Here is a 26,464-nt window from a genome sequence, read left to right as displayed (position 1 = left end):
GAAAAGCCAATTGGTTTGTGCCGAAAAGCATTGTGCCGCAACAGTTAAAACTGCGCGGCCATCCCCCGATACCACCCCGTGAACATCACCGACGATCGGTGACCGAACCCCGCCGAACTAGACGATGCCGCGCTTGATGCGCCGGCGCTCGCGCTCCGACAAGCCGCCCCAGATGCCGAACCGCTCATCCTTGTGCAGCGCATACTCGAGACACTCCGCGCGTACCTCGCATCCCTGGCAGATCCGCTTTGCCTCGCGGGTCGAGCCACCCTTCTCAGGGAAGAATGCTTCGGGATCGGTTTGGGCACAGAGCGCCCGGTCCTGCCACTGATCTTCGACGATGTCGAACATCTCGTCGAATGCAGTGGTGACCAAGCTCAGTCTGGGACGTTCGTTCTGACGGTCCTCGGGTGCGTTCAATTGCGAATCGACTTGCGGTTCAAGGCTGTTGGTAGCCATGTGTTCCAGAGCCATCGCCCCGCCTCCTCATCTGGACTTCGAATTGTGCAGTTGGTCAGTCATATTCGAACAAGTGATCGATTCCTATGCCCCGCAACAATTCTCGTTGTCAAAACTGGGAATGACACTGATGTGATTAGACACGGTTTCGGGGGTCCAGGTCAAGCCGCGAGCGAAATTGCTTTACCACCCCATCGGGTGATTCCAGAGTCTCGACACGGCGTTGATGGCCAAAAAGACACTCGTCACGATTCGAACAGTTCGAACACCGCGCAATCGCCGACTGGGGCCCGACCCACCCGATGATACGTGCCCGCAGTGGCGATGCGGGAGCGAAAGCAGCGGGCAATCCGAGTCCCCGGCGGGCGGCACTAGGGTGGTTCCTTGTGAAGGTGACCGTTCTTGTTGGTGGCGTCGGTGGCGCCCGATTTTTGCAGGGTGTTCGTGAACTCCTTGGACACACGTCGTTCCCCGACGTCCTGGCGGAGGGGCGACCTCCCTCTGAACATGAAGTGACGGCGGTGGTCAACGTCGGCGACGACGCCTGGATGCACGGCGTGCGCATCTGCCCGGACCTCGACACCTGTATGTACACCCTCGGCGGCGGCATCGACACCGATCGCGGGTGGGGCCGCCGCGGCGAGACGTGGCATGCAAAAGAAGAACTGTCCGCCTACGGCGCCGACCCCGACTGGTTCGGGCTCGGTGACCGCGACCTGGCCACCCATCTCATCCGCACTCAGATGCTCGACGCCGGATACCGGCTCAGCGACATCACCGCAGCCCTGAGCAAGCGGTGGGATCCGGGGGTACGTCTGCTGCCTGCCACCGATGACCGGCACGAGACCCATGTGGTGGTCACGCGAACCAGTTCGATCGGGACCGAGGTTTCGGAAGAGAAGGTGGCGATCCACTTTCAAGAATGGTGGGTTCGCCACCGCGCCCAGATCCCGACGCACGGCTTCGCGCAGGTGGGTTCCGACGACGCCAAGGCTGCTCCCGGGGTGCTCGAGGCGATCGCCGAGGCCGACATCATCCTGTTCGCCCCGTCGAATCCCGTGGTCAGCGTCGGCGCCATCCTCTCGGTGCCGGGCATCCGCGGAGCCCTGCGCACCGCATCGGCACCGGTGGTCGGCATCTCCCCCATCATCGGCAACAGCCCGCTGCGCGGCATGGCCGATGAATGCCTGTCGGTGATCGACGTCGAGACGACCGCCGAAGCCGTCGGCAGACACTATGGCGCCCGCAGCGCCAACGGTGTGCTCGACGGCTGGCTCATCGCGCCCGGCGACACCGCCGACGTCCCCGGCGTGAAAGTCGCCTCAGTGCCACTGTTGATGACCGATCCCGCAACCACCGCGCAGATGGTCCGCGACGCCTGCGATCTGGTGGGTGTGTCCTATGAGTGAGTCCGCGTCGATGAATGAGTCCGGGCCCGGGCCTCACGCCCCTCAGGACCATGCCGCCCCGGGCAGCATCGAGATCATCCCGATCCCGGGTCTGCCCCGCTTCAACCCAGGCGACGATCTCGCCGCGGCGCTGGCCGAGGCCGCCGGATGGATCCGTGACGGCGACATCCTTGTCGTCACGAGCAAGATCATCTCGAAGATCGAGGGCCGCATGGTCCCGGCGCCCACCGATCCGGACGAGCGGGACGCCGCGCGCCGCGCTCTGGTCGATTCCGAGGCCGTCCGGGTGGTCGCGCGCAAGAACCGCACGTTGATCACCGAGAACAAACTGGGGATCATCCAGGCGGCCTCCGGTGTCGACGGATCGAATGTCGGCAGCGACGAATTGGCGTTGCTCCCTGTCGATCCCGATGCCAGCGCGGCCGCCCTGCGGGCGTCGCTGCGTGAGCGTCTCGGCGTAAACGTGGCTGTGTTGATCACTGACACGATGGGACGCGCGTGGCGCATCGGACAGACCGATGCCGCAATCGGGGCCGCAGGAATCGCCGTCACGCACCCCTACGAGGGGTCGGTCGACGAGTACGGGAACCCGCTCGTCGTCAGCGAGATCGCTGTCGCCGATGAACTGGCCGCCGCCGCCGACCTGGTCAAGGGCAAGCTCGGTGAGATTCCGGTGGCCGTCGTCCGCGGGCTAGATCCGCGCGAAAATGGAACCACGGCAAGGGATCTCGTACGCCCAGGCGAGGAAGACCTGTTCTGGCTCGGTACTGCCGAGGCACTCGAACTCGGCCGCAGGCAGGCATTGCTGATGCGACGGTCGGTGCGCACGTACACCGACGAGCGGGTACCGGAACAGATCATGCGGGCCGCTTTTGCCGAGGCGCTGACCGCTCCGGCTCCGCACCACAGCCACCCGGTGCGGTTCATCTGGCTACGAGACGACATTCGCCGCACCGCACTGCTCGATGCGATGGCCCGACGCTGGCGTGAGCATCTGACCGACGACGGCAAAACCGAGGTGTCGATCGGCAAGCGCGTGGCCCGCGGTCAATTGCTGTACACCGCACCCGAAGTGGTGATCCCGGTCCTGACCGGCGATGGCCGTCACGACTACCCCGACGATGAGCGCACGGCCGCCGAGCACACCATGTTCACCGTGGCAGGCGGCGCCGCGGTCCAGGGTCTGCTGGTCGCGCTCGCAACACGGTCGGTGGGTAGCTGCTGGGTGGGGTCGACGATCTTCGCTCCCGACCTCGTCCGCAGCGAACTCGACCTGCCTGCCGACTGGGAGCCGCTGGGCGCCGTGGCGATCGGCTATCCCACCGACCCCACCGACCGGCCCCGCCCGGCCGCGGTCATCGATTCACTGGTGGTGGAACTGTGAGCGGAAAGACCCTGCACGCATCGGCCACCGACCTCCTCACCCGGTGGCAAACCCCTGATCCACACCAGGATTCGCTGCGGCACACGGTCTTGGCGTTCTTGGCAGCCGCGCCCCGCGGATGCCTGCGTGAATGTGCTGCGGGCCACATCACCGCGTCGACGATCGTCTTCAACTCGGCGCGCACCCATGTGCTGCTGACGCTGCATCCGCGGGTCGGCAAATGGATCCAGCTCGGTGGTCATTGCGAAGAGGGCGACACCACGATCACCGACGCGGCCACCCGCGAGGCCCAGGAAGAGTCCGGTATCACCGACCTGCGGATCGTCGACGAACTCGTCCAGATCCACACCCATCCGATCACCTGCTCGCTCGGGGTCCCGACCCGGCATCTCGACCTGCGATTCGCTGCCTTCGCCGACGACCTCCCGGACGGCTCACTGCCCGAGTTCGTTCAGAGCGACGAGTCCGTCGACCTGGCGTGGTGGCCGATCGACGCACTGCCCGACAACACCGAACATCCGGCGATACCGGACCTGATCACCGCCGCCCTCAACCGGTTCTGACCGCAGGCCCCCGGGCCCCGCGGATCAGACCCGGATACCCTTTCCGATCGCGACCACACCGCCTGCGCTGAACGCGAACCGTTCGCGGTCGCGGGTTTCGTCGACGCCGACGATCTCGCCGTCCGTGACCACAACGTTCTTGTCCAGGATGGCTTTACGGACCACTGCACCCTTACCGACCCGGACGCCGGGCATCAGCACACTGCCTTCGACGGTGGCACCGTCCTCGATGATCACGTTGGAACTGACCACCGAGTTGCGGACGGTGGCCGCGGAGATGATGCTGCCCGCCCCCACCATCGACTCCTGCGCGAGTCCGCCTTTGACGAACTTGGCCGGCGCCACGAGGTAGTCGGCCGAGCCGTGGATGGGCCAGCGCCGGTTGTACAGGTTGAAGATCGGGTGCACCGAAACCAGATCCATGTGGGCGTCGTAGAAGGCGTCCAACGTGCCGACGTCACGCCAGTAGCCGCGGTCGCGGTCGGTGGCGCCGGGAACCTGGTTGTCCTTGAAGTCGTAGACGAACGCCTCGCCCCGCTCGACGAACGCCGGGATGATGTCGCCGCCCATGTCGTGGTCGGAGTCGCTGTTGTCGGCGTCGAGTTTGATCGCCCGCACGAGGGCATCGGCGGTGAAGACGTAGTTTCCCATCGACGCGAAGGTGGCATCGGGGTCGTCGGGGGTGCCGGGCGGATCGGCGGGCTTCTCGAGGAACTGGGTGATCCTGCCGCTGTCATCGGCATCGATGCAGCCGAAGGCGGTGGCCTCACTGCGCGGGACGCGGATCCCGGCCACCGTGCATTCGGCACCTGAGGCGATGTGCGCCTCCACCATCTGCTCCGGGTCCATCCGGTAGACGTGGTCGGCACCGAAGACCACGATGTAGTCGGGCTGCTCGTCGTAGACCAGGTTCAACGACTGGAAGATCGCGTCGGCGCTACCGGTGTACCACCGCGGACCGAGCCGTTGCTGGGCCGGGACCGGCGTGATGTATTCACCGTTGAAACCGGACGGCCGCCACGTCTGGGAGATGTGCCGGTCGAGTGAATGGGATTTGTACTGGGTGAGCACGCACAGGCGCGAGTACCCGGCGTTGACGAGGTTGCTGAGCACGAAATCGATCAGACGGTATCCGCCACCGAATGGGACGGCTGGCTTGGCGCGGTCCAGTGTCAGGGGAAAGAGCCGTTTGCCCTCGCCGCCCGCAAGAACGATCCCAAGGACGTGGCGCTGTGAAATCACCCTCTCAACCTATCCGCCAACCGACTGTGCGGCCATAGAGAGGTGCAGATCTTTTCGAAATCGTTTGGCCCCACCCGATTACACCTGCCGTCCCCGGGCTCTGTGATCTTTCCTGCCACCATTGGCGTACCGCTGTCCACCCGGCTAGCGTCAAGGTCATGCGCGTGGCAATGATGACCAGGGAATATCCGCCAGAGGTATACGGCGGGGCCGGGGTTCACGTCACCGAACTGGTCCGGCACCTGCGCACATTGGCCACCGTCGACGTGCATTGCATGGGTGCGCAGCGCCCAGGCGCCGAAGTCCACGGCGTCGATCCGGCGCTGATCGGCGCCAATCCGGCCATCACCACACTGTCGTCGGATCTGCGGATGGCGGTTGCCGCCGAAGGCGCTCAGGTCGCGCACTCCCACACCTGGTACACGGGCCTGGCCGGACATCTCGCCGCGCAATTGCACGGCATACCCCATGTACTGACGGCACATTCACTGGAACCACGCCGGCCATGGAAAGCCGAACAGCTCGGCGGCGGCTACCGGGTGTCGAGTTGGGTCGAGAAGAACGCCATCGAGTACGCCGACGCCGTGATCGCGGTGAGTTCGGGTATGCGGATCGATGTCTGCGACGCCTATCCCCGCCTGGATCCGGAAAAAGTACACGTGGTTCGAAACGGCATCGACACCCAGATCTGGCACCCGGTGGATCCGGCGGAGTCGGATGCCACACTGACCGCACTCGGTGTGGATCCACACCGTCCGATTGCTGCGTTCGTCGGCCGGATCACGCGACAGAAGGGTGTACGCCATCTGGTCGCGGCCGCCCACCACATGGATCCCGATCTGCAGCTCGTCCTGTGCGCAGGCGCACCCGACACCCCCGAGATCGGAGCCGAGATCGCCGCGGCCGTCGACGAACTCTCCCAGACGCGCTCGGGGGTGTTCTGGGTCCGGGAGATGCTGCCCACCAACAAGATTCGCGAAATACTATCTGCGGCAACGGTTTTTGTCTGCCCCTCGATCTATGAACCACTGGGCATCGTGAACCTGGAGGCCATGGCCTGCGGGACGGCGGTGGTCGCCTCAGATGTCGGCGGGATTCCCGAGGTGGTGCGCGATGAGGTCACCGGCCTGCTGGTTCACTACGACGAAGACAAAACCCGCGACTTCGAACACGATCTCGCCCACGCCGTCAACCGGGTGATCGCCGATCCGGAATTGGCCCGGGCGATGGGTGAGGCAGGCCGAGCGCGGGCGATTGCCGACTTCTCCTGGGATTCGATTGCCGAGCACACCCTGCGGATCTACGAATCCGTCTGCAAGACCGCCTGATACACCGCGACGGTCACCGACGCGGTGACGGTCACCGGATCAGGCAACGTGGACAGTTTCGTATCGACCTCGGCCCTGGTGAGATGAAACGCCGACGGGCCCATCAGCACCACGTCCGCGACGTCGTCGTGCGTGAGTTCGATCTGGTATTCCACCAGTGCTCGGTCGGTGCGGACGAAATGCCCGGACATGCTGTTGCCGATGCGTTCTGACTTGTCCTTGTCGACGCCGATCATCCCGACCTCCGACACCAATTCACCCAGGTGCCGCGGCGTCGGGGACACAACCACCAACATTCCGCCCGGGCGCAGTACCCGCGCGAACTCGGAGACGTTCCGAGGCGAAAAGATCGACAACGCAACGTCGATCGCGTCATCGGCGATCGGAAACCGCTGCCATCCGTCGGCCACCACGGCTCCGATGGAATCGGATAGACGACTCAGCTGACGCGCAGCCGACTTGGAAAGATCAAGTCCCACACCGCGTCCGCGGCAAGCCTTGACGGCGGCGGCGAGATAGTGTCCGGTGCCGGCACCGACATCGAGAATTGTTGCCGCAGGAGGGCATTGCCGCGCGACCGCCGACATGATCGGATCGAAGAATCCATTGTCGAGGAATCGGGTTCGCGCGGCGAGCATGTCGGTGGTGTCTGAGCGAAAATTGCTACCGGCCCCGCCCAACAGAGTGACGTACCCCTGTCGAGCGAGGTCGAAGCTATGGCCCGCCGGGCACCACAGGGTGCGGTCGGCGAGTTCAAGCGATCCTCGGCACACCGGGCAACTCAACAGATCGACCACAGCGGTCAACACGCGTTCGATCGTCTCCTTCAGTTGCCTTTACGGCGTGGCAATCAGGCGGTCACCCCGCGCAATTCTTCCCCCAGTGCTGCCGCCTCGTCCGAGGTCAGCTCGACAACCAGTCGGCCACCGCCCTCGATGGGGATGCGAACAACGATTCCTCGCCCCTCCTTGGTTGCTTCAAGGGGACCGTCCCCGGTCCGTGGCTTCATCGCCGCCATTTCTGCTCCCTTCAGGTTCGCTGCCGCAGTCGGCGTCGAAGTCTGATCTTATTAGGTCGATACCAGTGTTTGCTGACACCGCACGTTCGGTGCTGCGTGGTCGCGCTCCATACTACGGACCGCGGAGCCGTTATTCTTCCCGTTGCGCAGGGCTTTCGGCCTCTTCACGAGCTTGAAGATCGTGCAGTGCGTTCCGAAGCTCGTCGAGTTCGCGGGCGAGTTTCTCGAGCGCCCAGTCGACCTCACCGGTTTTGTAGCCACGGGTCACCTGGGCAAAGCGCAGTGACCGCACGTCCTCACCGGTGATTCCGGCCCGTGGTAGACGGGTCAGAGTGGTCCCCCGCTCCAGCGGGGGAAGATCCTCCGAACGACCGAAGACCAACCAGACGACGGCGAACACCACACCGATCACGACGACCATGATCAGCAGGTACAGCAGAAGTGTCAGCACGTCATCCACTATTCCAGGTCAGCCGGAGTGGTGTTGCGGACCGCTACGCTCCTCGGCATTTTCGAAGGTCATCTCGATGTGACCGACCGACGAGGTCATCAGCGCATGCCGACCCAGCTGCAGTTGCCGTAGCTCGTCTGCGATCGGATGTGACCCGAGTTGCAACCGCGCACCCCCGAGCCGGGTTCGCGTCTCTGCGGTCCGATTGAGCACCCAGGGCGTCTCACGCGTGACACCGCCGATGTGCGAGTACGCGCGAAGCACCGCGGTCGCATCAGAATCCGGAACCTTGAACCCCGGCCGGACCGTGAGCGCGACAATCAATTTTCCCGCTTCGCTCACGGCACCCCTCTTAGTTGCCGACGAATGGTCGACGTCGAAGTCTGCCAACGTTTTCGGAAAACCCCAGATCGCACGGCCTGCGGCGAGTGTGAAGTCACCGTCGACCGGGAGACGATGCACCAGGGCGCGAGCCTGCCCGGTCGCCAGCGCCCGGAGATTTCCCAAAATCGTCGACTTCCCGGGCGTGTCGGGATCTTCGAGCAGCATGCACACCCCAAACTCGTTGTACGGGCCGAGATCTCCGTCCACGTAGTCGACGAACACCAGCATGCACATCGTCCTACCCGGCCTGACCTGCATCACCCGGAGGCCGGTGTCGTCGATCATCGCCTGTGCCGCAACGGCAGAAGCTGTGAACCCGGCCACAAAACAGCTCGCATGACGGATCCGGACCGGCATCTGGACCTCGGTACCGAGCACCTCATAGGACGTCACGAGGTCACCGCATCTGTTGAAATGGTCGAGGTGTCGACGACGCCACGCAATCCTTCAGTGCCGAAGAGTGGTTCGAGCATCGAACTGAAGTCCGGCCCACGACGCAACATCTGGCCGCCGTCGACATTGATCACCTGCCCGGTGATCCAGGTCGATTCGGCGCCGAGCAAGAACAGAGCCAGACCAGCGACATCCTCGACCTCACCCACCCGCTGGAGCGGAGTGCTGATCCGGTAGTCCTCACTGAGTGCGGGATCCTGTGTGACGAGCCCGACCAGCTCGGTCCGCGTCAGTCCGGGGCGGATGCCGTTGACGCGAACATTGCTCGCGCCCAATTCGTCTGCGGCCAACGCGACCAGATGATCGACCCCGGACTTGGTGACCCCGTAGGCACCGAACCATCGGTGCGTATTGCTCGCAGCGATCGACGAGATCGCGACGATGGAACCGCCACCGCCCCGAACCAGTTCGCGCGCACCGTGTTTGATCGTGAACATCGTGCCGTTCAGATTGAGGTCGACGGTTCGCTTCCAGGCCTCAGTGTCCATCTGGGTGATCGGCCCGATGGTTTCGCTGCCACCGGCACAGGCGACGATCCCGTCGAGGCGGCCGGTACGCTGCGTTGCCGCGGCCACCGCCCCGGCGACCTGCTCCTCGGACGTGATGTCCGCGGGGTGCGCGAACACAGCGCCGTTTCCGGCGCCCGCGTTGAGCGTGTTGGCCACCCTCTCGAGTCTCTCGGCTCCGCGGCCGACGATGGTGACCTGCGCGCCGCGCTCATAGAGCAGTGCCGCGATCCCCTCCCCGATCCCGCTGCCACCACCGGTGACCAGAACTGACTTACCCACCATTGAATCCGACATCGACCCACTCCCCGTAGAACTAGAACATGTTCTAACTACGGTAGCTCGCAAAGCCCGCATACGCGCCACATACACGAAGACGAGCCGCATGAATGCGGCTCGCCTTCGTGGTACCGGCTCGTCTTTGGGGCGCTATGAAGCCCGGCGACCACGGACAGGGACCGGCGGGCGCAGCGTGTTCATCGCCGGCCGATCGGTCAGGTGGACTTCGGTGGTCTTCGGGATGAAGGTGCCATCGGGCTGGATCTTGAACTGTGTGAGGCCCACGCCGGAATCGACTATCCCGCAGCGACCCATCAACGTGCCGACGATCTGACGGCTCATCACTCCGAGCTCCACCAGCGGACGATTGCGGTGTGTCCGAACGCCCAGGTTCACCTGGCCGATGCCCGCCATGCCGTAACGGTCATAGGTGTCGACCAGCAGGCCGATCTCCACGCCGTAACCGGGCGCGAACGGCACCGCACACAACAACTCGCGAGTGCCTGCGTACTCCCCGCCCAGCGGCTGCAGCACCGCGGTCAACTCGGGTTTGAACGAGGCCAGCAGCGGGCGGGCGACGAGTTCGGTGACCCGGCCACCCCCATTGGCGTCCTCGCCCGCTCCGGTGCGCAACGGACGGCGGTAGAACCCCTTCACCAACTGGATCTCGGGGTTGATGAGAAGTGGGCCGAGAAGCTTGGGTACGAACATCGGATCGGGATCGATCAGATCGGAGTCGACAAATGCGATCAGGTCGCCGGTGGCCGCAGCCAGCGAACGCCAGAGCACCTCGCCCTTGCCACGCACGGGTTCGATCTCCGGGACAGCCTCTTCTCGGCTGACAACGCGAGCACCCGCTGCGGTCGCCCGCTCCGCGGTGGCATCGGTGGATCCGGAGTCGAGCACGATCAGTTCGTCGACGAGGGTGCCGACCAGCGGGCGAATCGAGGCGATCACGTCCGCGACGGTGTCTTCTTCGTTCAATGCCGGCAGTACAACCGACACGGTGCGGCCGTTCTTGGCCGCGACAAGTTCCTCGACGGTCCAGTCAGGACGGTCCCAACTGTGGTCGGCGGCCCAGCGGGCCGAAGGTGAGTCCTGCGGTGCCGATGCGATCGGCGCCCATGCACGTTCGGTTTTTCCGGTGACTTGCTTCCCAGCGGTCATGCCAAACCCCTTACTGTTCGGGCAGGTGGCCTGGTGCCCACTATCGCGGCCACCATGTCGACCACCCTTCGTGTGGCGGCTACCTCGTGGACGCGAAACACCCGGGCCCCCGAGGAGGCTGCCAGTGCCGTCGCGGCCAGAGTCCCCTCCAACCGATCTTCCAGGCCTACACCCAGAGTCTCCCCTACAAAATCCTTGTTGCTGAGCGCCATCAGGACAGGCCAACCGGTATTAACGAGAACGTTCACGTGACGTAACAAAGTCAGCCCGTGATGAGTATTTTTGCCGAAATCGTGAGTCGGATCGATCACAATTGAGTCGCGATTCACGCCCGCCGCGAGGGCTCGATCGGCGGCACCGGTCACCTCGGCGAGGACGTCGGAGACCACATCGGGGTACCGCACGCGGTGCGGGCGGGTACGCGGGACCGCACCCCCGGTATGCGAGCAGACGATCCCGACGGACAGCTCTGCCGCCACCGACACCAGGTCGGGATCGGCTCCGGCCCACGTGTCGTTGATCAGGTCCGCCCCCGCCGCAACCGCCTCGCGGGCCACATCGGCCCGCCACGTGTCGACGCTGATGATGAGGCCGGGGTGCGCGTCGCGGATCCAGGCGATCATCGGCAGCACACGCCGAATCTCTTCAGCAGCGTCCACGAGGTCGCCCGGACCGGCTTTGACACCCCCGATGTCGACGATGTCGGCGCCCTCGGCGACCACCTGATCGACCCGCGACTTGGCGGCATCGTCGGTGAAGCTCGCGCCACGGTCATAGAAAGAATCCGGAGTGCGGTTGACGATGGCCATGACCAGCGCACGATCAGTGGCAACCGGACGGCCACACAGAGTGGGTGACACCGCGACCTCCGGCAGCGGCGCCCCCGTTGTCGGTGTCCCGGGCGGGCCGGAACCCGCCCCGGCAGCACTGGGACGCAAGCTAGCCTCTGGGTACTTTCGCTCCGGCGACATCATTTGGATAGTCATCGTAGAACTTGACATACCCTTCGGCACGTCCGGTCAAAACATAGAGATCGTCATCGCCCACATCGGTGAAACCCTGTTCACGAAGCTCGACCTTTCGGTTCTTGAAGGTCGACGTCTGTTCGAGTTCCGGCACGACCCGGACGAACAGCGGAATCGCATACGACGGCAACTGCTCGTACAGATAGGTGCCCAATTCCTTCGGGTCGAGTTCCGCGCCGTCGCGCAGGGTGATGGCCGCCATCCCGGCTTTGCCGTCGCAGCCGGGGACCTCGACGCCGTAGACCACCACATGGTCGATCGAGCTGACCCCACCCAGCGCGGCCTCGATCTCGGTGGTTGCCACGTTCTCACCCTTCCAGCGGAAGGTGTCGCCGAGACGGTCGACGAATGCGATGTGATTCATCCCGAGATCGCGGACCAGATCACCGGAGTTGAACCAGCGGTCGCCGGATTTGAAGGCATCAGTGATGATCTTCTTGTTCGACGCGTCGGAGTCGGTGTACCCATCGAACGGAACCTTCGACGAGATCTCCGAGATCAGCAGGCCCGCTTCACCTTTGGCAACCTTGGCCAGCCGGCCCTGTGCGTCCCGCGCGGGTTCACCGGTCTCGTGGTCGTATTCGACGATCTTGAACGGCAGCGGGCAGAACCCGGCAGTCCGGTCGATGTTGAAGACATTGATGAAGGCCAGGTTCAGCTCTGAGGCACCGTAGAACTCAACCACCCGTTCGATCCCGAAACGCTTGGCGAAGTCGTCCCAGATCTCCGCACGCATGCCGTTGCCGACAATGGTCTTGATCCCGTTGGTGGCGTCGGTGGGCTTCTCCGGCTGCGCCAGCAGGTAACGGCACAACTCGCCGATATAGCAGAACGCGGTCGCCCCGTTGAGTTCGACGTCGTCCCAGAAGCCCGAGGCCGAAAACGACTTGCCGATGGCCAGGCAGGCACCAGAGGCCAGCACCGATGACAGCGCGACCGTCAGCGCATTGTTGTGATAGAGCGGCAGCGGCGAATACATCGTGTCGGTGTGCCGGAGGCGCACGCCCATCCCGCCGATACCGTCCATGCTCGTCATCCAACGGTAGTGCGACATGATGCTGGCCTTCGGCAAACCCGTTGTGCCGGAGGTGAAGATGTAGAAGGCCTTGGTCGACGCCGGGAGCTCGGCCGTGACCTCGGGATTGCTCTCGCTCAAACCCTCTGCTTGCGCATCGAGTTCGGTGAAGTCGACTGTGACGGAGGGTAGTTCCGACTTGTCGACGGATTCGAGCACGTCGGACACCTGCGGGTCGACCACCAGCACGACCGCATCCAGGATCCCCACGCTGTGGGACAGGACCTGCCCACGCTGGTTGTAGTTGAGCATCCCGGCCACCGCACCGAGTTTCACCGTCGCCAGCATCACCATCAATGTCTGCGGATGGTTCTTGGCCAGGACCCCGACCACATCGCCGACACCGACACCTTTGCCCGAGAGGAAGTCTGCGTACCGATTGATCTGACGGTTTGCCTCACGGTAAGTGATCGACTCGCCCTCGAACCGGACGAAGGGACGATCCGGGTGCTTGGCGACCACTTTGTTGAAGACCGAGCCGATGGTGCCCTGCGCCTTCGGCCGTCGCAGAACGAGTCCAGGCGCATGCCGGATGACCCCGGGAAGATCCGGGACCATCGCAACGGCGCCCCTGGCCACGTCGACTAGTCCAACACTGGTCCGGTTCTCGCTGACCACATAAGCTCCGATGCTCGTGATTTGTCCTGGCCCAACTATCGGGGTGCTCGCTGAACTATCAACGGTAAAGCCCCCCCGGTGATGAAGGTTACAGATAATCAGAGAGGAACCGCACAACCTGCCAGGGCCTCGGCCACCGTCTTGGTCCGCACCAATCGGTCCAGCGCTGATCTCGAGACGAAACCCGATTCGATCAGGGTCTCCAGCCAGTCGAGCAGCGGCGCATAGTGACCGTCGGGATCGAGCAGTACCACCGGTTTGGTGTGCATCCCGAGGTATCCGGCGGTCCAGGTTTCGAACAGCTCTTCCAGGGTGCCGATGCCACCGGGCAGCGTGATGAAGGCGTCGGCCTTGTCCTCCATCAACTGCTTGCGCTGGCGCATCGTGTCGGTGACCACCAACTCGTCGGCGTCGACATCTGCTACTTCCCTCTCCACCAACGCCATTGGGATGATTCCGATGGTGTGTCCACCGGCCGCGCGGGTGGCGTGGGCGACCGCACCCATCATCGAGACGTTGCCACCACCGGAGACCAGCGTGTGCCCGCCCGCACCGAGTGCGGTGCCCAGTTCGGTGGCCAACGCCAGATGGTGGTCGGCGACCGGGCCGGATGCGCAATACACGCAGATCGCGCTCATGCCTGGTCCTCCGGTGTGCCGGTCTGCTTCTGCACCTCGTGCTCCCGCTGCCGCGACGCCTTGACGATTTCCACCGCTTCGGCGACGGAGTCGGTCACCTGCAGCAACTCGACGTCCGCCACTGACACAAACCCCTGTTCGGTCAGCGTTCCCTTGATCCAGTCGAGCAGTGGTCCCCAGAACTCGGTGCCCAGCAACACGATCGGGAACTGGGTGACCTTGCGGGTCTGTACCAGCGTGAGCGCCTCGAACAGCTCGTCGAGCGTGCCGAAGCCGCCTGGCAGACAGACGAAGGCCTTCGCATACTTCACGAACATCGTCTTGCGGACGAAGAAATATCGGAAGTTGACCCCGAGATCGACCCACTCGTTCAGCACCTGCTCGAACGGGAGCTCGATGCCCAAACCGATGGACAGTCCCTCGTTCTCGCAGGCACCCCGGTTGACCGCCTCCATCAGGCCCGGTCCACCGCCGGTGATCACCGGATATCCGGCCTCGGCCAGCGCGGCACCGAGTTCACGGCCCAGGTTGTAGTACGGGGTGTCGCGCGCGGTCCTGGCCGACCCGAACACCGTGACGGCAGGCGGCACCGTCGACATGTTGTCGAAACCCTCGACGAACTCGGACTGGATGCGCAGCACCCGCCAGGGATCACGCGCAGAGTCCGCCGACCTCAGCAAACGCTGATCGGTGGTCTGGGTTGGGGAGGACGGATCTTCGCGGATCCGCGCTGCTCCGCGATAACTCAGCCGGGTGTCGCGATCAGGAGGTGCCATGACAAAGACGCTAGCAATGTGCAATGCGTCGCGTCCGACAGGCAAGCTCGGCGCAGCCGACCTCAGCCGAGCAGGTACCGCCGCAAGATGTCGGTCACCTCGGTGATCTGCGCGGTGGGCACCCGCTCGTCGCGCTTGTGCGCAAGGTTCGGGTCACCGGGCCCGAGATTGACCGCCGGGATACCCAGCGCAGAGAACCGCGAGACATCGGTCCATCCGTACTTCGCGCGGAACCGGCCGCCTGCCGCGGCAACCAGCTTCGCGGCCGCCGGATTCGACAACCCCGGAAGCGCACCGCCGGCCGCGTCGGTGATCTCAAAGGTGACGGCACCTGAATCGATTGCGGCGGCGAAGACTTCACGAACGTGCGCCGTGGCCTGTTCCACCGAGCGGTCCGGCGCGAACCGGAAATTGACGTCCACGCTCGCCACGTCGGGCACCACGTTGCCTGCGACCCCGCCGTCGATGCGGACCGCGGACAGGCCCTCGCGATACTCGCATCCGTCGATGTCGACCCAGCGCGGCGAGTAGTCGGCCATCGTGTGCAATACCGAACCGAGTTTGTGGATGGCGTTGTCCCCCAACCACGAACGGGCCGAATGCGCGCGGGTGCCCGATGCGGTCAGCCGTGCTCGCAAGGTGCCCTGGCAGCCGGCCTCGATCTGACCGGCCGTCGGCTCACCGAGGATCGCGACGTCGCCCACGAGCCAGTCGGGCAGCTCGCGTTCGATGAATCCCAGGCCGTTGTACTTGGCCGCGATCTCCTCGCAGTCGTAGAAGATCAAGGTGAGGTCGGCGGTCGGTTCATCGAGCGTGGCCGCCAGATGCAGGAAGACCGCGTCGCCGGATTTCATGTCGACCGTTCCGCAGCCATGGAGCACATCGCCTTCGGGGCTGTTGTGCTCGCGCCGACTCGGCACGTTGTCGGCGATGGGGACTGTGTCGAGGTGTCCGGCGAGGACCACGCGCCGATCGAGACCGCGGTTCGTTCGCGCCAGAACGCGGTTGCCGTGGCGGAACACCTCAAAACCCTTGGTCTGCTCCCGCAGGGCCGCCTCGACCGCATCGGCGATCGCGGCCTCGTCGTGGCTCTCGCTGGCGATGTCGACAAGCGCTGCCGTCAGGTCGATCGGATCGGCATGCAGGTCCAGGGCTCTGGTGGTCACGGTGAACACCGTAGTCGCCGACCCATGGCGGTCACGAGTCCCCTGATGTCCGAAATGTTCATGACTCGTCACCGCAGCCACAGATAACGTCGATGACATGACGTCTTCCACATCACCTGTGCCGACCCTCAATGCGATCTCGATCGTTGTCGACGACATGGCCGCGACACTGGCGTTCTACCGCGCCTGCGGCCTCGACTTCCCCGCCGACGCCGACGCCGCCCCGCACGCCGAGACCACTGCCGCCGGCGGGTTCCGGATCCTCTTCGACACCGCGGCCAGTGTGGCCACGTTCAATCCGGGCTGGTCGGCTGCTGCCGGCGGCCAGCGCATATCCCTGGCCTTCGAGTGCTCCGGCCCGTCGGAGGTCGACGCCAGATACGCAGCGTTGACCGCGGCCGGTCATACCGGAGAACTCGAACCATTCGACGCTTTCTGGGGTCAGCGGTATGCGTCCGTCCAGGACCCGAACGGCAACGGCGTCGACTTCTACGCCGCACTCGGCTGATCACCGAACTCCGTCGGTGATCGGTGCGTCACCGCCCGGAACTCGCGGAACATGTGGGCATAATCCGCGTATCCGCAGTGGTGCGCGGTGTCTGACAGAGCGTGGCCGCCGCGAATCCGCGCCATCGCAACGTTGACCCGCAGGATCCGCTGCAACGACTTGGCGCCGAAACCGTAGTGATGTCGCGACCAGCGTTGCAGCTGGCGGGGACTGGCGTCGATCCGCTGCGCCACCTGCGTGACCGGGGCGCCCGCCACCAACAGCGCCGTGGCCGGTTGCAACCAGCGTGGCGGTGGCCTCACATCGAGTTCGGCGGCCGCATGACGTTGCAATTCGGCGGCCCGATCGGCGGAATCCGCCACCCGGTGGTGCAGGCGGCGGGCCGGACCGGCTCCGACAAGGTCGGCCAGCGCGATCCGCCTGTTCACCAATTCATCTGCGGCGCAACCGAGAACAAGCGGCGCGATTCCGGGATCAAAACGCAGCGCGACCATCTCATCGGCGCCGGACGCGGCCATCGGGGACGTATCCGGACCGGCGACGAGCAACCCACCGGGTGTCCAGATCAGGTCCATGCAGCCGTCCGGCAAGATCTCCGCCACCTCGGATCCACCGGTCCGCGACCACACCGTCGCCGGGACCAGCGTCGATCGCCATTCCGCATAGGTCACCGCGGAAACGGCAACTACCGGTCGCGCTCCGCTCCGCTGCGTCTCCGACAAGATTGGTCGAGCTCCGCTCCGCTGCGTCTCCGGCGCAACCGGTCGAGCTCCGCTCCGCTGCGTCTCCGCCGACATGCTCTCCAGTATCCCGCCACCAAACGCCACGCGTAAACTCCTGCGCGTGACCAATGCATCTGGAGCCTCCGCAATCGGCATCGCCACCATCACCGACTCGGGCGCAGTGCTCGACACCCGGTACCCCTCACCCGAGCTGGGTGAGCAGTCCGCGTCCGGGACCACCGAGCTCGCCGCCGACGAGACCCCCGCCGAACTGACCTCGCTGGTGGGCACCGACGCCGACCGCGGTGTGCGGACCGTTGCCGTCCGCACGTCCATCGTGCTCGCCGACGCCCCGGCCGACGCCCACGATGCGTACCTGCGTCTGCACCTGCTCTCGCACCGGCTGGTCATCCCCCACGGCCTCAACATGGATGGCGTCTTCGGGAAACTGTCGAACGTTGTGTGGACCAATTTCGGTCCGTGCGCCGTCGAAGGGTTCGAGGTGACCCGGGCCAAGCTCAAGGCCCGCGGCCAGGTGACCGTCAACGGTATCGACAAGTTCCCGCGCATGGTCGATTACGTTGTGCCGAGCGGAGTTCGGATCGCCGACGCCGGCCGGGTGCGCCTGGGAGCACATCTCGCCGAGGGCACTACCGTCATGCATGAGGGCTTTGTGAACTTCAACGCCGGCACCCTGGGTGCGTCGATGATCGAGGGCCGCATCTCGGCCGGTGTCATCGTCGGCGACGGCTCCGATGTCGGTGGCGGCGCCTCGACGATGGGCACCCTGTCCGGCGGCGGAAAAGAGATCATCTCCCTGGGCAAGCGCTGCCTGCTCGGCGCCAACTCCGGCTGTGGCATCGCACTCGGCGACGACTGCGTCATCGAGGCCGGCCTCTACGTCACCGCGGGCAGCAAGGTCACCGGCCCGGACGGCACCGTCATCAAGGCGCGTGACCTCTCCGGCAAGAGCAACCTGCTGTTCCGCCGCAACAGCACCACTGGTGCCGTCGAGGTCGTGCCGTGGAAGGGCGACGGCATCGAGCTCAACGCCATCCTGCACGCCAACTGATCGCTGCGAACGCACATCCTCTCGGAATTCGCTACGCCCACCGGCAATTGCTGGTGGGCGTAGCAAATTTCGGGTGGCTCCGATGGGGGTACCCGTTGAGTCGTCACCGCATGGCCGCGACGCCATTTCCGATGTCGTCACCGGTCAGCGTGGTCAGCACGAGGCGATCGTAACTGCCAGCCTCAACACCGCCGAATAGCCGTTCATCTCTTGCGCGAGAAGCCTTTTCGATCATTGTGCGGACGAATCGCGCGTTGCCGAAATCAGGATCGGCCAGTCGCCCCTGCGTACTCAGTTTGTCCAGAACCCGCTGCAATTCCATGCGCGCGCTGTCATCAAGAGTCGCGCCGTGCCCTGCTGCCATCCGTCGCGCAATCTCCATGAGCTCACTGACCGAATAGCCGCCGAATTCGATCGTGGTGGAAAAGCGGGATCGCAGACCAGGATTCGAATCGAGAAATAGCTGCATCGGCTCCGGATAGCCTGCAGCGATCATAATGAACTTCCCGCGATCATCTTCCATACGCTTGAGGATCGTGTCGATGGCTTCCCGCCCGAACGGGTCACCGTCGGTAAAGCCTTGCCCGGTCAGCGCATACGCCTCATCGACGAAGAGAACACCATCACGGGCATCGTCGAGCGCCTGTTTGGTTCGCGCAACCGTATGACCGTGATACTTGCCGATCAGCCCACTCCGGTCGACCTCTACAACATGACCCGATTCGAGGATGCCGAGCGCCTTGTAGAGCCGCGCGATCATGCGTGCCACGCTTGTCTTACCGGTACCCGGAGGACCGGTGAACACGAAGTGTTCGGTGAGGGGCTGCGTCTGCTCGACCCCGGCACGCTGCCGCGCGGCTTGTGCGCGGACCTGAGCCAGTAACCCGTATACCTGCCGCTTCACCGGGTCCTGCCCGACAAACGCATCGAGATCTGCGAGAACGTCCTCGATGCGTTCCGTGCTCTCAGCTGTTTCGTTGCGGGCGGGAATATCGGTCGCCGCCGCTTGCTCTCGAACAACCTGCACCCGCGTGGCGGAACCAAGTTCGTCGATCATGTCCTTGAGCCCTGGAAGCAGCGGGTTTCGCGAGTAAGCCTCGCCGTACAGGGCGAACGCACCCTGCGCGTCACCCTCCGCGCAACAGATATCGCCTGCGACCTTCAGTGCCGCACCATGCAGACCTGGTACATGAGTCTGCCTGAGGAGCCAATCCAGATGGTCGCGTGCCGGTTTCACCACTCCTCGCTCGGCCAGCGCTACGGCGCTGATCAGCCGCCCCTCTGCTTCCACGAACTTGTCAGCTCCGAGCAGAGTCCTCATCAGAGCAATGGCGCGGTCATGGTCACCGACCTTGAACGCGAGAGCCCCTCGCAGAAAGACTGCGGGCTCTGCCGAATCACAGCACGCCAACGCCGACTCGGCGAGCTGATACTCATTGCGCTGCAGATGGAGCGCCGCCACGGCACACCACATTTCACTGGAGCTCGAGAGCTCGTGGTCGATGTACGTACCCAGCTGAAACCGAGAACTAAAAGTGGTGTTGTTTCGTTTGCGTTCCTCACCGAACCGCTCGGCATTGGTCGCCATCTCCCGCACGGCCCGGTCTTGGTCGATACCCACCGCGTGCAAACCCAGCCAGCCATCGGCCAGGCCCGGATCATGGGTGACTGCCCGTTCGAACTGATCAGCGGCCCCGACCCGATCCCCTACTCGCCAACGGCGAGCTCCGGATAGCCACGCACTGCGCGCTCGACTCTTTACCAGCATCCATTTCCCCCGGGAACCAATCGACGTGTACCTATTCGTTGCGAACTATCCTCACACATCACTGTGACAACCGCGTGGAACGTGACGGCACGATCAATGGCCTCTCCACCTGAATTAGCTACGCCCACCGGCAATTGCCGGTGGGCGTAGCTAATTCAGGTGGGTCGTGGCCGCAGAGTCGGGAACTACGCAGGTCAGGCGGACAGTCGCTCGGCCGCCGCAGCGATCCGTTCGTCGGTCGCGGTGAGCGCCAGCCGCACGTGTTTGGTGCCACGCGGTCCGTAGAAGTCACCCGGCGCCGCCAGGATGCCCCGATCGGCCAGCCAGTCGACAGTTGCGCGACTGTCTTCATCGCGGGTGGCCCAGAGATACAGGCCTGCCGCCGATTCGTCGATGCGCAGTCCGGCACCGAGTACGGCCGCGCGCAGGATCTCGCGTCGGGCCCGGTAACGCTCACGCTGCGCTGCGGTGTGGGTGTCGTCGTCCAGTGCCGCAGCCATCGCACCCTGCACGGGGAACGGCACGATCAGGCCCGCATGCTTTCGGACTGCGAGCAGTTCACCGATCAGGGCCGGGTCTCCGGCAAGGAAACCGGCCCGGTAGCTCGCCAGGTTCGAGGTCTTCGACAGCGAGTGAACGGCCAGCAACCCGGTGAAATCACCGTCGGTGACCCGTGGATCGAGGATCGACACCGGCTCTGCATCCCAGGCCAGGCCCAGGTAGCACTCGTCGGAGACGACGATCGTGCCGCGTTCGCGCGCCCACTGCACCACCTTGCGCAGATGCTCGACGGGCAGCACCTTGCCGGTGGGATTGGACGGCGAGTTCAGATAGATGAGCGCGGGCGTGCTCGGTCCGAGCTGGGTCAGGGAATCGGCCCGAACCGGTCGAGCGCCTGCCAGCAACGCGCCGACCTCGTATGTCGGATAGGCGATTTCCGGGATGACCACGTCGTCACCGGCACCGATACCCAGCGTGGCGGGCAAACCGGCGATGACCTCTTTGGTACCGATCACCGGCAGGATCATCGAGTTGTCGAGCCCGGTGACGCCGTGCCGTCGCGCCAACGATTCGCAGGCCGCGGTCCGGACCCTGGCGGTACCGATGGTGACCGGGTAGCCGGGGAAATCCGATGCCGCGTACAGCGCGTCGCGAATCAGCGGGTCCACCGGATCGACCGGGGTACCGACCGAGAGATCGACAATGCCGCCGGGATGCCTGCCGGCACGCTCCTTGGCGTCGGCGAGGGTGTCCCACGGAAACACGGGCAACCGCGACGACACCGGGGTCCGCCCACGCATCGACGTCATCGGTGGTGTCATTCCTCGGTGTTCATGGGTGGCAGTGCCTTCACAAACGGCGAGTCGTAGGCGACCTTGCCCAGTTTGCTGGCACCACCCGGGGAACCGAGATCGTCGAAGAAGTCGACGTTGGCGTTCACGTACGGCTCCCACTCGTCGGGCACATCGTCTTCGTAGAAGATCGCCTCGACCGGGCACACCGGTTCGCAGGCACCACAGTCGACGCACTCGTCGGGCTGGATGTAGAGCATCCGTTCACCCTCGTAGATGCAGTCGACGGGGCATTCCTCCACGCAGGCCTTGTCCAGGACGTCAACGCAAGGCTCAGCGATGATGTATGTCACCGACAACCCCTCCTCATCATTCAGTTCGGTGCGCGTGGGCTGTACGCGCTCAAAAGCGGGCATGCCTGGCGACTCGAAGGACGACGGCTGCCCGCTTGTCGCCTTCCAGTATCCGGGTCGCCGATTCCAAGTCAAAACCGGCCCCACCGCCTCTGTACCGGGGCGACGGTGTTCGCCACCCGTCGACGGGCGTCGGTTCAAATCAGAGGGGGCCTAAATCTGGACCGAAACACGTTCAAAAGGCACTGTGGTGAGCGTGACCGTGCGACCGAATCTCCAGTGGAACCGAATGTGTTGTTGCTGACTGCAACCTCTCCTCCCCTCATTCGAACCACGTCCAGGAGTCCAACACCGCATGACTTCCACCTTGTCCCGGCCGTCTGCTGCCGGATTGCCCAACCACCACCTGCCGACGCGACTGCGACCGGCTGATCTGCTCCGTCTGACAGATCAAAGTGCCTCCGACGTGCTCGACGGCACCTACGACCACCTCTTGCCGAAACGCTGGGATCGCGAGAACCGCTGGGCCACGCGACTGCACTACGACGACGACGTCGACGTCGACGTCTGGTTGATCAGCTGGACCCCTGACGAGTCGACGGATCTGCACGACCATGCCGGCTCACTCGGCGCGCTGACCGTGCTCTCGGGCGCGCTGACCGAGTACCGCTGGACCGGGAACCAACTGCGGGCCCGCACACTCGACGAGGGTGATCAGGCCTCATTCCCGCTCGGCTGGGTGCACGACGTGGTCCGCAATCCGAACCTCCCCGTCACCAGCGAACCCACCCTGAGCGTCCACGCGTACTCCCCGCCGCTGACCGCGATGTCCTACTACGAGGTCACCAACGCCCAGTCACTTCGCCGGACCAAGACGGTTCTCACCGACGGCGGCGCGGCATGAGTGTGCAGTCACTTCGCCGCACGAAGACCGCTCTCACCGACGGTGGGGCAGCATGAGCTCTGTGACCACCATCGACGATCTCCTCCTCCGGGCCCGCGCCGGTCTCGACCGGATCAGCGCCCCGGATCTACCGGCGGCACTCTCCGGCGGCGCACTGGTCGTCGACATCCGGCCGGCTGCGCAGCGGGCCGCCGAAGGTGAGTTCGACGGTGCACTGGTGATCGAGCGCAACGTCCTGGAATGGCGTCTCGACCCGGCCTCCGATGCGCGGATCCCCGAAGCCGTCGACCACGACGTCCCGTGGGTCGTGATCTGTTCGCAGGGTTATACGTCGAGTCTGGCCGCGGCGTCGTTGCAACTACTCGGACTGCACCGCGCCACCGACGTGATCGGTGGGTACGAGGCGCTGGTCGCCGCGGGTATCGACGGAATCTAGCGATCGAACGTCAAACGACCTCGCGGACAACGGCATCCGATGCCCGCCGGAGAGCGCCGGACTCCCCGATATAGCTGGCGACCGCACCGACCAGCGGAAGTCCGGACAGCAGTCGCCATGGCTGTTTCGACGACGGCCGCCGCTCCAGTTCACCGAGCACCGCACGCGATTTCTCGAGACCGGTCCACAGCTCCTTCACGAGCGCATCGTTTTCGGCGCTGCGATCGAGTTCTTCGGTCTCGCCGGTCAGCAGCGTCCGCGAGTTAAGGGTCCGACGGCACAGAACTTCGGCCAGCAGGTCGGTCTGCCGATACCGGTCGTCGACGCCGTAGGCGCGGGCGACCGCACACAGCAGGATCGCCTGGTGGCCGAATCCGAGCACGGTCTGAATCGGCAAGCGGTTCACCAGCGCACCGAAGACACCCGGGTACGCGACTCCGGCCGTTGTGATGGCCCCGACCCGGCCGATCCACCAATCGCGACGCTGGTCCGGCGTCCAGTCGGACCACTTCGCGGTACCCGGCAATCCGGTGGCATCGGCTGCCCACACCAGTGGTCCGTCGATGGTGCCGATGGCCTTGGCGACCAGCGCCCGGTCTGATTCCTCCGACTGCCGCTGCGCACCATCGAACGTTCGCCCTTTGATGCCGAACGGATCACTGTCGACCACATCGAGGAGTAGATCGACCACTCCGGTGGTCTGGTAGAGCATGCGCGCAACATCGTTGTCCGAGAGTGCTTTCACGGGCGGCAGCGGAAGTTTCATGCGGTATGCAGACCTTCGCCGACCGGCTCCCGGTCATCGCCCGATTCGCTCCAGGGACGACCGGTCGGGAGTACATCGGCAGCCAACCCGGTCACCGGGTCGGCCAGTGCCCACACGTGACCGCTGATCCGCTCGTCGATCCACGGGGCGCCTGCCAAGACGTATCTGGGTTGGGCCGCAACACGTTCGGTCAGGACATAACCGGTCTCGGCGGTCATCTTTGCCAGCGAATCCAGATGGGGCCAGGGCCGTTCGGGATTGACGTGGTCGGGGGTCAGTGGTGACACCCCACCCCAATCGTCCACGCCGGCGCCGACCAGCGCCGCACATTCGGCAGGCGACACCAGATTCGGAGGGGCCTGAATCCGCATTCCCGGGCCCAGGATGATCCGGGCCACCGCGACCGCTGCCAGGAACTCGTCGAACTCGGCATCGGCGACGCCGCGCATCGCGGTATCGGGTTTGGCCCGGAAATTCTGGACGATCACTTCCTGGATGTTGCCAAAAGTGTTCTGCACCTTGTGCAACTCGATCAGAGAATCAGCACGTTCGGTGAGGTTCTCCCCGATGCCGACGAGGATTCCCGTGGTGAACGGGACCGAGAGCCGGCCCGCGTCGATGAGCACCTGCTTGCGGACCTCGGGGTCTTTGTCGGGGCTGCCGTAGTGCGCGTTGCCCTTGTCGGTGAAGAGTCGGCGCGCGGTGGTCTCGAGCATCATGCCCATCGAGGGTGCAACCGGTTTGAGGAGCGCCATTTCGTCGGCACTCATCACACCGGGATTGAGATGCGGCAGCAGCCCCGTCTCCTCGAGCACCCGGATCGAGGCGGCCCGCACATAGTCGAGCGTCGAGGTGTACCCGCGCTCGGTGAGCCATTGCCGGGCTTCCGGCCAGCGCTCCTCCGGGCGGTCACCGAGTGTGAACAACGCTTCTTTGCAACCCATCTCGGCACCGCTGCGGGCGATCTCGAGTACTTCCTCGATCTCCAGGTACATGCCGTGGCCGTCGCGGGCGAGCTTGCCCGGCACCGTGACGAACGTGCAGTAGTGGCACCGGTCCCGACACAGGCGGGTGAGCGGGATGAACACCTTGCGCGAGTAGCTGATCTGACGCTCGCGGCCTTCGGCGATCAGCCCGGCGTCACGGATATCCGCCGCGATCGCGCAGAGTGCGGAGAGTTCGTCCCCGCGGGCCGCGAGCAGGGTCGCAGCCCGGTCGACATCGAGTTCGATGCCCTCGCCCACCTGGGCGAGCACCTGTCGGATCGCATCGCCATCAGGGCGCACCTCCTCCGTGGCTCCGGTGACGCGCGGCGGCATGGCCGGATCAGGCAGCAGCGTCCGATCCGGTGTGGCAGCGAGAGCTTCGGGGATCTTGGAGGTCACCCTTTAGATAATGCGTCATCGGCACCGGATCATTCCCCCGACCCCTTCACCACCGGCTTCGGAGTGGCCGTGGCGTCCGACTCGGGGTCGGGCAGCATGCCGGCAAACGCGGCGAACACCGGCACCACCAGACCCAGGCCGAGTAGCAAGAACACCGTCAGATCCTGCGGCACCACGATGTCCCCTCCGGGACCTCCTGCGGCCAACACAAAGAACGCGATCATGAAGGCGATCAGTGCGCCAAAGCGGGCGAACCCTTCAACCAGGGTGGCGCTGCACCACAACAGGATGTAGTTGGCGATCGCCGCGAGCACCGCGCTGATGGGGAACGGAACCGACCCGATGTGTAGCGGCAGAAACGCGAGGGCCAGAACTCCGACCAAGAAGCCGTCGACCCACAGCAGACCCAGCAGGGCCCAGCGCCACCACGTCGAGGCCATCACAGACCACCGAAGAGATCTGTTTCCCGCCCGGACTCATCGGTCGGTCCCTGCTCCCCGGCGACCAGCATGAAGTGTTCCTCGGCAAAAATCGGCTGGATGATGTTGTTCGACAGCGCATATTCGGTGCCCGACGCGGATACGGTCACCTGCGTTGCATGGGCGCTCAGCGCCCGCACCTTGCGATCGTAGACCTCGCGGACGTCGATGGCGGTGGTGATCTCCGCATCCGGGTGACTGGGCAGCTCCCCCGGCTCCGGCATCCGCCAACCCTTCGGCACCCGCGCCGCGGCCGCCGCCAGGCCCTCCTCGAGTGCGGACTTCTCGGTGACGGTCCAGTAGAGCTTCGACACCGACCAGCCCTGCTCACCGGTGGCCGCGAGTTCGACGGCCGCGTGAGCGATGGCATGGACCTGGATGTGGTCGGGATGACCGTAACTGCCAACGGGGTCGTATCCGACGACCACCTGTGGACGCAGCTCGCGGATCAGGTCGGCCAGCACCTGCGCCGGCTTCTCGGCGCCCGCGGCGATGAAGGCACGCTCGTGCTCGTTCGATGGTGCGCCCGACATCCCGGAGTCGCGCCAGCGACCGGCACCACCGAGGAACTTCGGTTCCACCGGGGCGAACGGATCGGGGCTCAGTTCGGCCAACGCGTCGGTCAGCTCCATGATCCGGTAGCCACCGAGCTGATCGGCACCGCCGTCGGCGACCAGTCCACTCCACCGGTCACCGATCACCTCGCCCTCCTCCCCCAGCGTGCAGGTGACGACGGTGACCTCGGCGCCGGCGTCGAGATACGTGGCGATGGTGCCGCCGGTGGTGATGGTCTCGTCATCCGGGTGGGCATGAACGAGCAACAGACGATTCATGGGAA

Annotated in this window: 28 protein-coding genes and 1 pseudogene; 8 read left to right on the top strand and 21 right to left on the bottom strand. The window is 64.8% G+C overall.

Annotation, left to right across the window (positions count from 1 at the left end; genetic code table 11):
• Nucleotides 1-117 precede the first annotated feature (117 nt).
• The gene (locus AC56PL_RS04775; protein WP_028462746.1) at nucleotides 118-351 is read right to left on the bottom strand and encodes a WhiB family transcriptional regulator; all 234 of its coding nucleotides are present in this window, start codon (nucleotides 349-351) and stop codon (nucleotides 118-120) included.
• 494 nt (nucleotides 352-845) lie between these two features.
• On the opposite strand from AC56PL_RS04775, the gene cofD reads away from it, so the two are divergent.
• Genes cofD through AC56PL_RS04760 form a run of 3 tightly spaced genes read left to right on the top strand, consistent with a single transcriptional unit; the run spans nucleotide 846 to nucleotide 3,815 of the window.
• A complete protein-coding gene (gene cofD / locus AC56PL_RS04770) occupies nucleotides 846-1,868 on the top strand; it encodes a 2-phospho-L-lactate transferase (RefSeq protein WP_497153139.1) in 1,023 nt (340 codons plus the stop codon).
• Nucleotides 1,869-1,878: 10 nt separating this feature from the next.
• Nucleotides 1,879-3,252: a coenzyme F420-0:L-glutamate ligase gene (locus AC56PL_RS04765; RefSeq protein ID WP_497153565.1), complete on the top strand. Its 1,374-nt coding sequence runs from the start codon at nucleotides 1,879-1,881 to the stop codon at nucleotides 3,250-3,252.
• On the top strand, nucleotides 3,249-3,815 hold the full coding sequence (locus AC56PL_RS04760) for an NUDIX hydrolase (RefSeq protein ID WP_497153138.1): 567 nt from the start codon (nucleotides 3,249-3,251) through the stop codon (nucleotides 3,813-3,815). Before AC56PL_RS04765 ends, AC56PL_RS04760 begins: the two co-directional genes overlap by 4 nt.
• Nucleotides 3,816-3,839: 24 nt before the next feature.
• Here AC56PL_RS04760 and glgC read toward each other — a convergent pair whose 3' ends face one another.
• Nucleotides 3,840-5,057 (bottom strand): glucose-1-phosphate adenylyltransferase, encoded by a 1,218-nt coding sequence (glgC, locus tag AC56PL_RS04755; protein WP_495515231.1) that lies wholly within the window; start codon nucleotides 5,055-5,057, stop codon nucleotides 3,840-3,842.
• A 158-nt stretch (nucleotides 5,058-5,215) separates the two neighbouring features.
• Between glgC and glgA the strand changes: the two genes are divergently transcribed.
• Nucleotides 5,216-6,385: a glycogen synthase gene (gene glgA, locus AC56PL_RS04750; RefSeq protein WP_497153137.1), complete on the top strand. Its 1,170-nt coding sequence runs from the start codon at nucleotides 5,216-5,218 to the stop codon at nucleotides 6,383-6,385.
• Here glgA and AC56PL_RS04745 read toward each other — a convergent pair.
• The 11 genes from AC56PL_RS04745 to dapE form a co-directional block, all read right to left on the bottom strand.
• Nucleotides 6,358-7,194, bottom strand: a complete 837-nt coding sequence (locus AC56PL_RS04745; RefSeq protein ID WP_497153136.1) for a putative RNA methyltransferase — start codon at nucleotides 7,192-7,194, stop codon at nucleotides 6,358-6,360. The genes glgA and AC56PL_RS04745 overlap by 28 nt on opposite strands.
• A 41-nt stretch (nucleotides 7,195-7,235) precedes the next feature.
• A complete protein-coding gene (locus AC56PL_RS04740) occupies nucleotides 7,236-7,403 on the bottom strand; it encodes a DUF3117 domain-containing protein (protein ID WP_023963302.1) in 168 nt (55 codons plus the stop codon).
• A 130-nt stretch (nucleotides 7,404-7,533) separates the two neighbouring features.
• Nucleotides 7,534-7,854, bottom strand: a complete 321-nt coding sequence (locus tag AC56PL_RS04735) for a DivIVA domain-containing protein (protein ID WP_495515228.1) — start codon at nucleotides 7,852-7,854, stop codon at nucleotides 7,534-7,536.
• A gap of 18 nt (nucleotides 7,855-7,872) precedes the next feature.
• Nucleotides 7,873-8,595 carry an acetoacetate decarboxylase family protein gene (locus AC56PL_RS04730; RefSeq protein WP_495516044.1) on the bottom strand — a complete coding sequence of 241 codons (723 nt, stop codon included), beginning with the start codon at nucleotides 8,593-8,595 and terminating at the stop codon, nucleotides 7,873-7,875.
• A 32-nt stretch (nucleotides 8,596-8,627) separates the two neighbouring features.
• Nucleotides 8,628-9,494 carry an SDR family oxidoreductase gene (locus AC56PL_RS04725; protein ID WP_497153135.1) on the bottom strand — a complete coding sequence of 289 codons (867 nt, stop codon included), beginning with the start codon at nucleotides 9,492-9,494 and terminating at the stop codon, nucleotides 8,628-8,630.
• Between the two features lie 132 nt (nucleotides 9,495-9,626).
• Nucleotides 9,627-10,643 carry a glucosyl-3-phosphoglycerate synthase gene (locus AC56PL_RS04720; RefSeq protein ID WP_497153134.1) on the bottom strand — a complete coding sequence of 339 codons (1,017 nt, stop codon included), beginning with the start codon at nucleotides 10,641-10,643 and terminating at the stop codon, nucleotides 9,627-9,629.
• A complete protein-coding gene (gene folP / locus AC56PL_RS04715) occupies nucleotides 10,640-11,452 on the bottom strand; it encodes a dihydropteroate synthase (protein WP_495516043.1) in 813 nt (270 codons plus the stop codon). Before folP ends, AC56PL_RS04720 begins: the two co-directional genes overlap by 4 nt.
• 130 nt (nucleotides 11,453-11,582) lie before the next feature.
• Complete coding sequence (locus AC56PL_RS04710; protein WP_497153564.1) at nucleotides 11,583-13,301, bottom strand: long-chain-acyl-CoA synthetase; 1,719 nt, start codon at nucleotides 13,299-13,301, stop codon at nucleotides 11,583-11,585.
• 158 nt (nucleotides 13,302-13,459) lie between these two features.
• Nucleotides 13,460-13,999 (bottom strand): TIGR00730 family Rossman fold protein, encoded by a 540-nt coding sequence (locus tag AC56PL_RS04705; protein WP_495515225.1) that lies wholly within the window; start codon nucleotides 13,997-13,999, stop codon nucleotides 13,460-13,462.
• Nucleotides 13,996-14,775 (bottom strand): TIGR00730 family Rossman fold protein, encoded by a 780-nt coding sequence (locus tag AC56PL_RS04700; protein ID WP_495515224.1) that lies wholly within the window; start codon nucleotides 14,773-14,775, stop codon nucleotides 13,996-13,998. Before AC56PL_RS04700 ends, AC56PL_RS04705 begins: the two co-directional genes overlap by 4 nt.
• 62 nt (nucleotides 14,776-14,837) lie before the next feature.
• Nucleotides 14,838-15,950 (bottom strand): succinyl-diaminopimelate desuccinylase, encoded by a 1,113-nt coding sequence (dapE, locus tag AC56PL_RS04695; RefSeq protein WP_497153563.1) that lies wholly within the window; start codon nucleotides 15,948-15,950, stop codon nucleotides 14,838-14,840.
• Between the two features lie 88 nt (nucleotides 15,951-16,038).
• Here dapE and AC56PL_RS04690 point away from each other — a divergent pair, with 88 nt between their 5' ends.
• A complete protein-coding gene (locus AC56PL_RS04690) occupies nucleotides 16,039-16,449 on the top strand; it encodes a VOC family protein (protein ID WP_495515223.1) in 411 nt (136 codons plus the stop codon).
• On the opposite strand, the gene AC56PL_RS04685 is transcribed toward AC56PL_RS04690, so the two are convergent.
• Nucleotides 16,431-17,120 (bottom strand): helix-turn-helix domain-containing protein, encoded by a 690-nt coding sequence (locus tag AC56PL_RS04685; protein WP_497153133.1) that lies wholly within the window; start codon nucleotides 17,118-17,120, stop codon nucleotides 16,431-16,433. The genes AC56PL_RS04690 and AC56PL_RS04685 overlap by 19 nt on opposite strands.
• Before the next feature lie 172 nt (nucleotides 17,121-17,292).
• Between AC56PL_RS04685 and dapD the strand changes: the two genes are divergently transcribed.
• Complete coding sequence (gene dapD, locus AC56PL_RS04680) at nucleotides 17,293-18,243, top strand: 2,3,4,5-tetrahydropyridine-2,6-dicarboxylate N-succinyltransferase (RefSeq protein ID WP_497153132.1); 951 nt, start codon at nucleotides 17,293-17,295, stop codon at nucleotides 18,241-18,243.
• A gap of 103 nt (nucleotides 18,244-18,346) precedes the next feature.
• Here the strand turns inward: dapD and AC56PL_RS04675 are convergent, their stop codons facing one another.
• The 3 genes from AC56PL_RS04675 to fdxA all read right to left on the bottom strand — a co-directional run bounded on the left by AC56PL_RS04675 (nucleotide 18,347) and on the right by fdxA (nucleotide 21,656).
• Complete coding sequence (locus tag AC56PL_RS04675; protein ID WP_497153131.1) at nucleotides 18,347-20,011, bottom strand: AAA family ATPase; 1,665 nt, start codon at nucleotides 20,009-20,011, stop codon at nucleotides 18,347-18,349.
• Nucleotides 20,012-20,205: 194 nt separating this feature from the next.
• Entirely contained in the window at nucleotides 20,206-21,321 is a 1,116-nt protein-coding gene (gene dapC, locus AC56PL_RS04670) for a succinyldiaminopimelate transaminase (RefSeq protein ID WP_495515217.1), read from the bottom strand.
• A gap of 8 nt (nucleotides 21,322-21,329) precedes the next feature.
• Nucleotides 21,330-21,656, bottom strand: coding sequence for a ferredoxin (gene fdxA, locus AC56PL_RS04665; RefSeq protein WP_331887121.1), 327 nt, complete (start codon nucleotides 21,654-21,656; stop codon nucleotides 21,330-21,332).
• A 355-nt stretch (nucleotides 21,657-22,011) separates the two neighbouring features.
• Here fdxA and AC56PL_RS04660 point away from each other — a divergent pair, with 355 nt between their 5' ends.
• Both AC56PL_RS04660 and AC56PL_RS04655 read left to right on the top strand, forming a co-directional pair.
• Entirely contained in the window at nucleotides 22,012-22,560 is a 549-nt protein-coding gene (locus tag AC56PL_RS04660; RefSeq protein WP_497153130.1) for a cysteine dioxygenase, read from the top strand.
• A 52-nt stretch (nucleotides 22,561-22,612) separates the two neighbouring features.
• On the top strand, nucleotides 22,613-22,996 hold the full coding sequence (locus tag AC56PL_RS04655) for a rhodanese-like domain-containing protein (RefSeq protein WP_495515215.1): 384 nt from the start codon (nucleotides 22,613-22,615) through the stop codon (nucleotides 22,994-22,996).
• Nucleotides 22,997-23,006: 10 nt separating this feature from the next.
• Here AC56PL_RS04655 and AC56PL_RS04650 read toward each other — a convergent pair whose 3' ends face one another.
• From AC56PL_RS04650 to mshB, 4 genes and pseudogenes are all read right to left on the bottom strand, one after another.
• Nucleotides 23,007-23,762: a hypothetical protein gene (locus AC56PL_RS04650; protein ID WP_495515214.1), complete on the bottom strand. Its 756-nt coding sequence runs from the start codon at nucleotides 23,760-23,762 to the stop codon at nucleotides 23,007-23,009.
• Nucleotides 23,763-23,779: 17 nt separating this feature from the next.
• Nucleotides 23,780-25,081: pseudogene (gene cofG / locus AC56PL_RS04645) on the bottom strand (7,8-didemethyl-8-hydroxy-5-deazariboflavin synthase CofG); the annotation flags it as partial.
• A gap of 95 nt (nucleotides 25,082-25,176) precedes the next feature.
• Nucleotides 25,177-25,587: a hypothetical protein gene (locus tag AC56PL_RS04640; RefSeq protein ID WP_495515213.1), complete on the bottom strand. Its 411-nt coding sequence runs from the start codon at nucleotides 25,585-25,587 to the stop codon at nucleotides 25,177-25,179.
• A complete protein-coding gene (mshB, locus tag AC56PL_RS04635) occupies nucleotides 25,587-26,459 on the bottom strand; it encodes an N-acetyl-1-D-myo-inositol-2-amino-2-deoxy-alpha-D-glucopyranoside deacetylase (protein ID WP_497153129.1) in 873 nt (290 codons plus the stop codon). The genes AC56PL_RS04640 and mshB overlap by 1 nt, the downstream gene beginning before the upstream one ends.
• Between the last annotated feature and the right edge of the window lie 5 nt (nucleotides 26,460-26,464).

The organism is Williamsia sp. Y721 (genome assembly GCF_059683565.1).
Note: the sequence above shows the minus strand (reverse complement) of the source record. Positions and strands in the feature narration are given on the sequence as shown.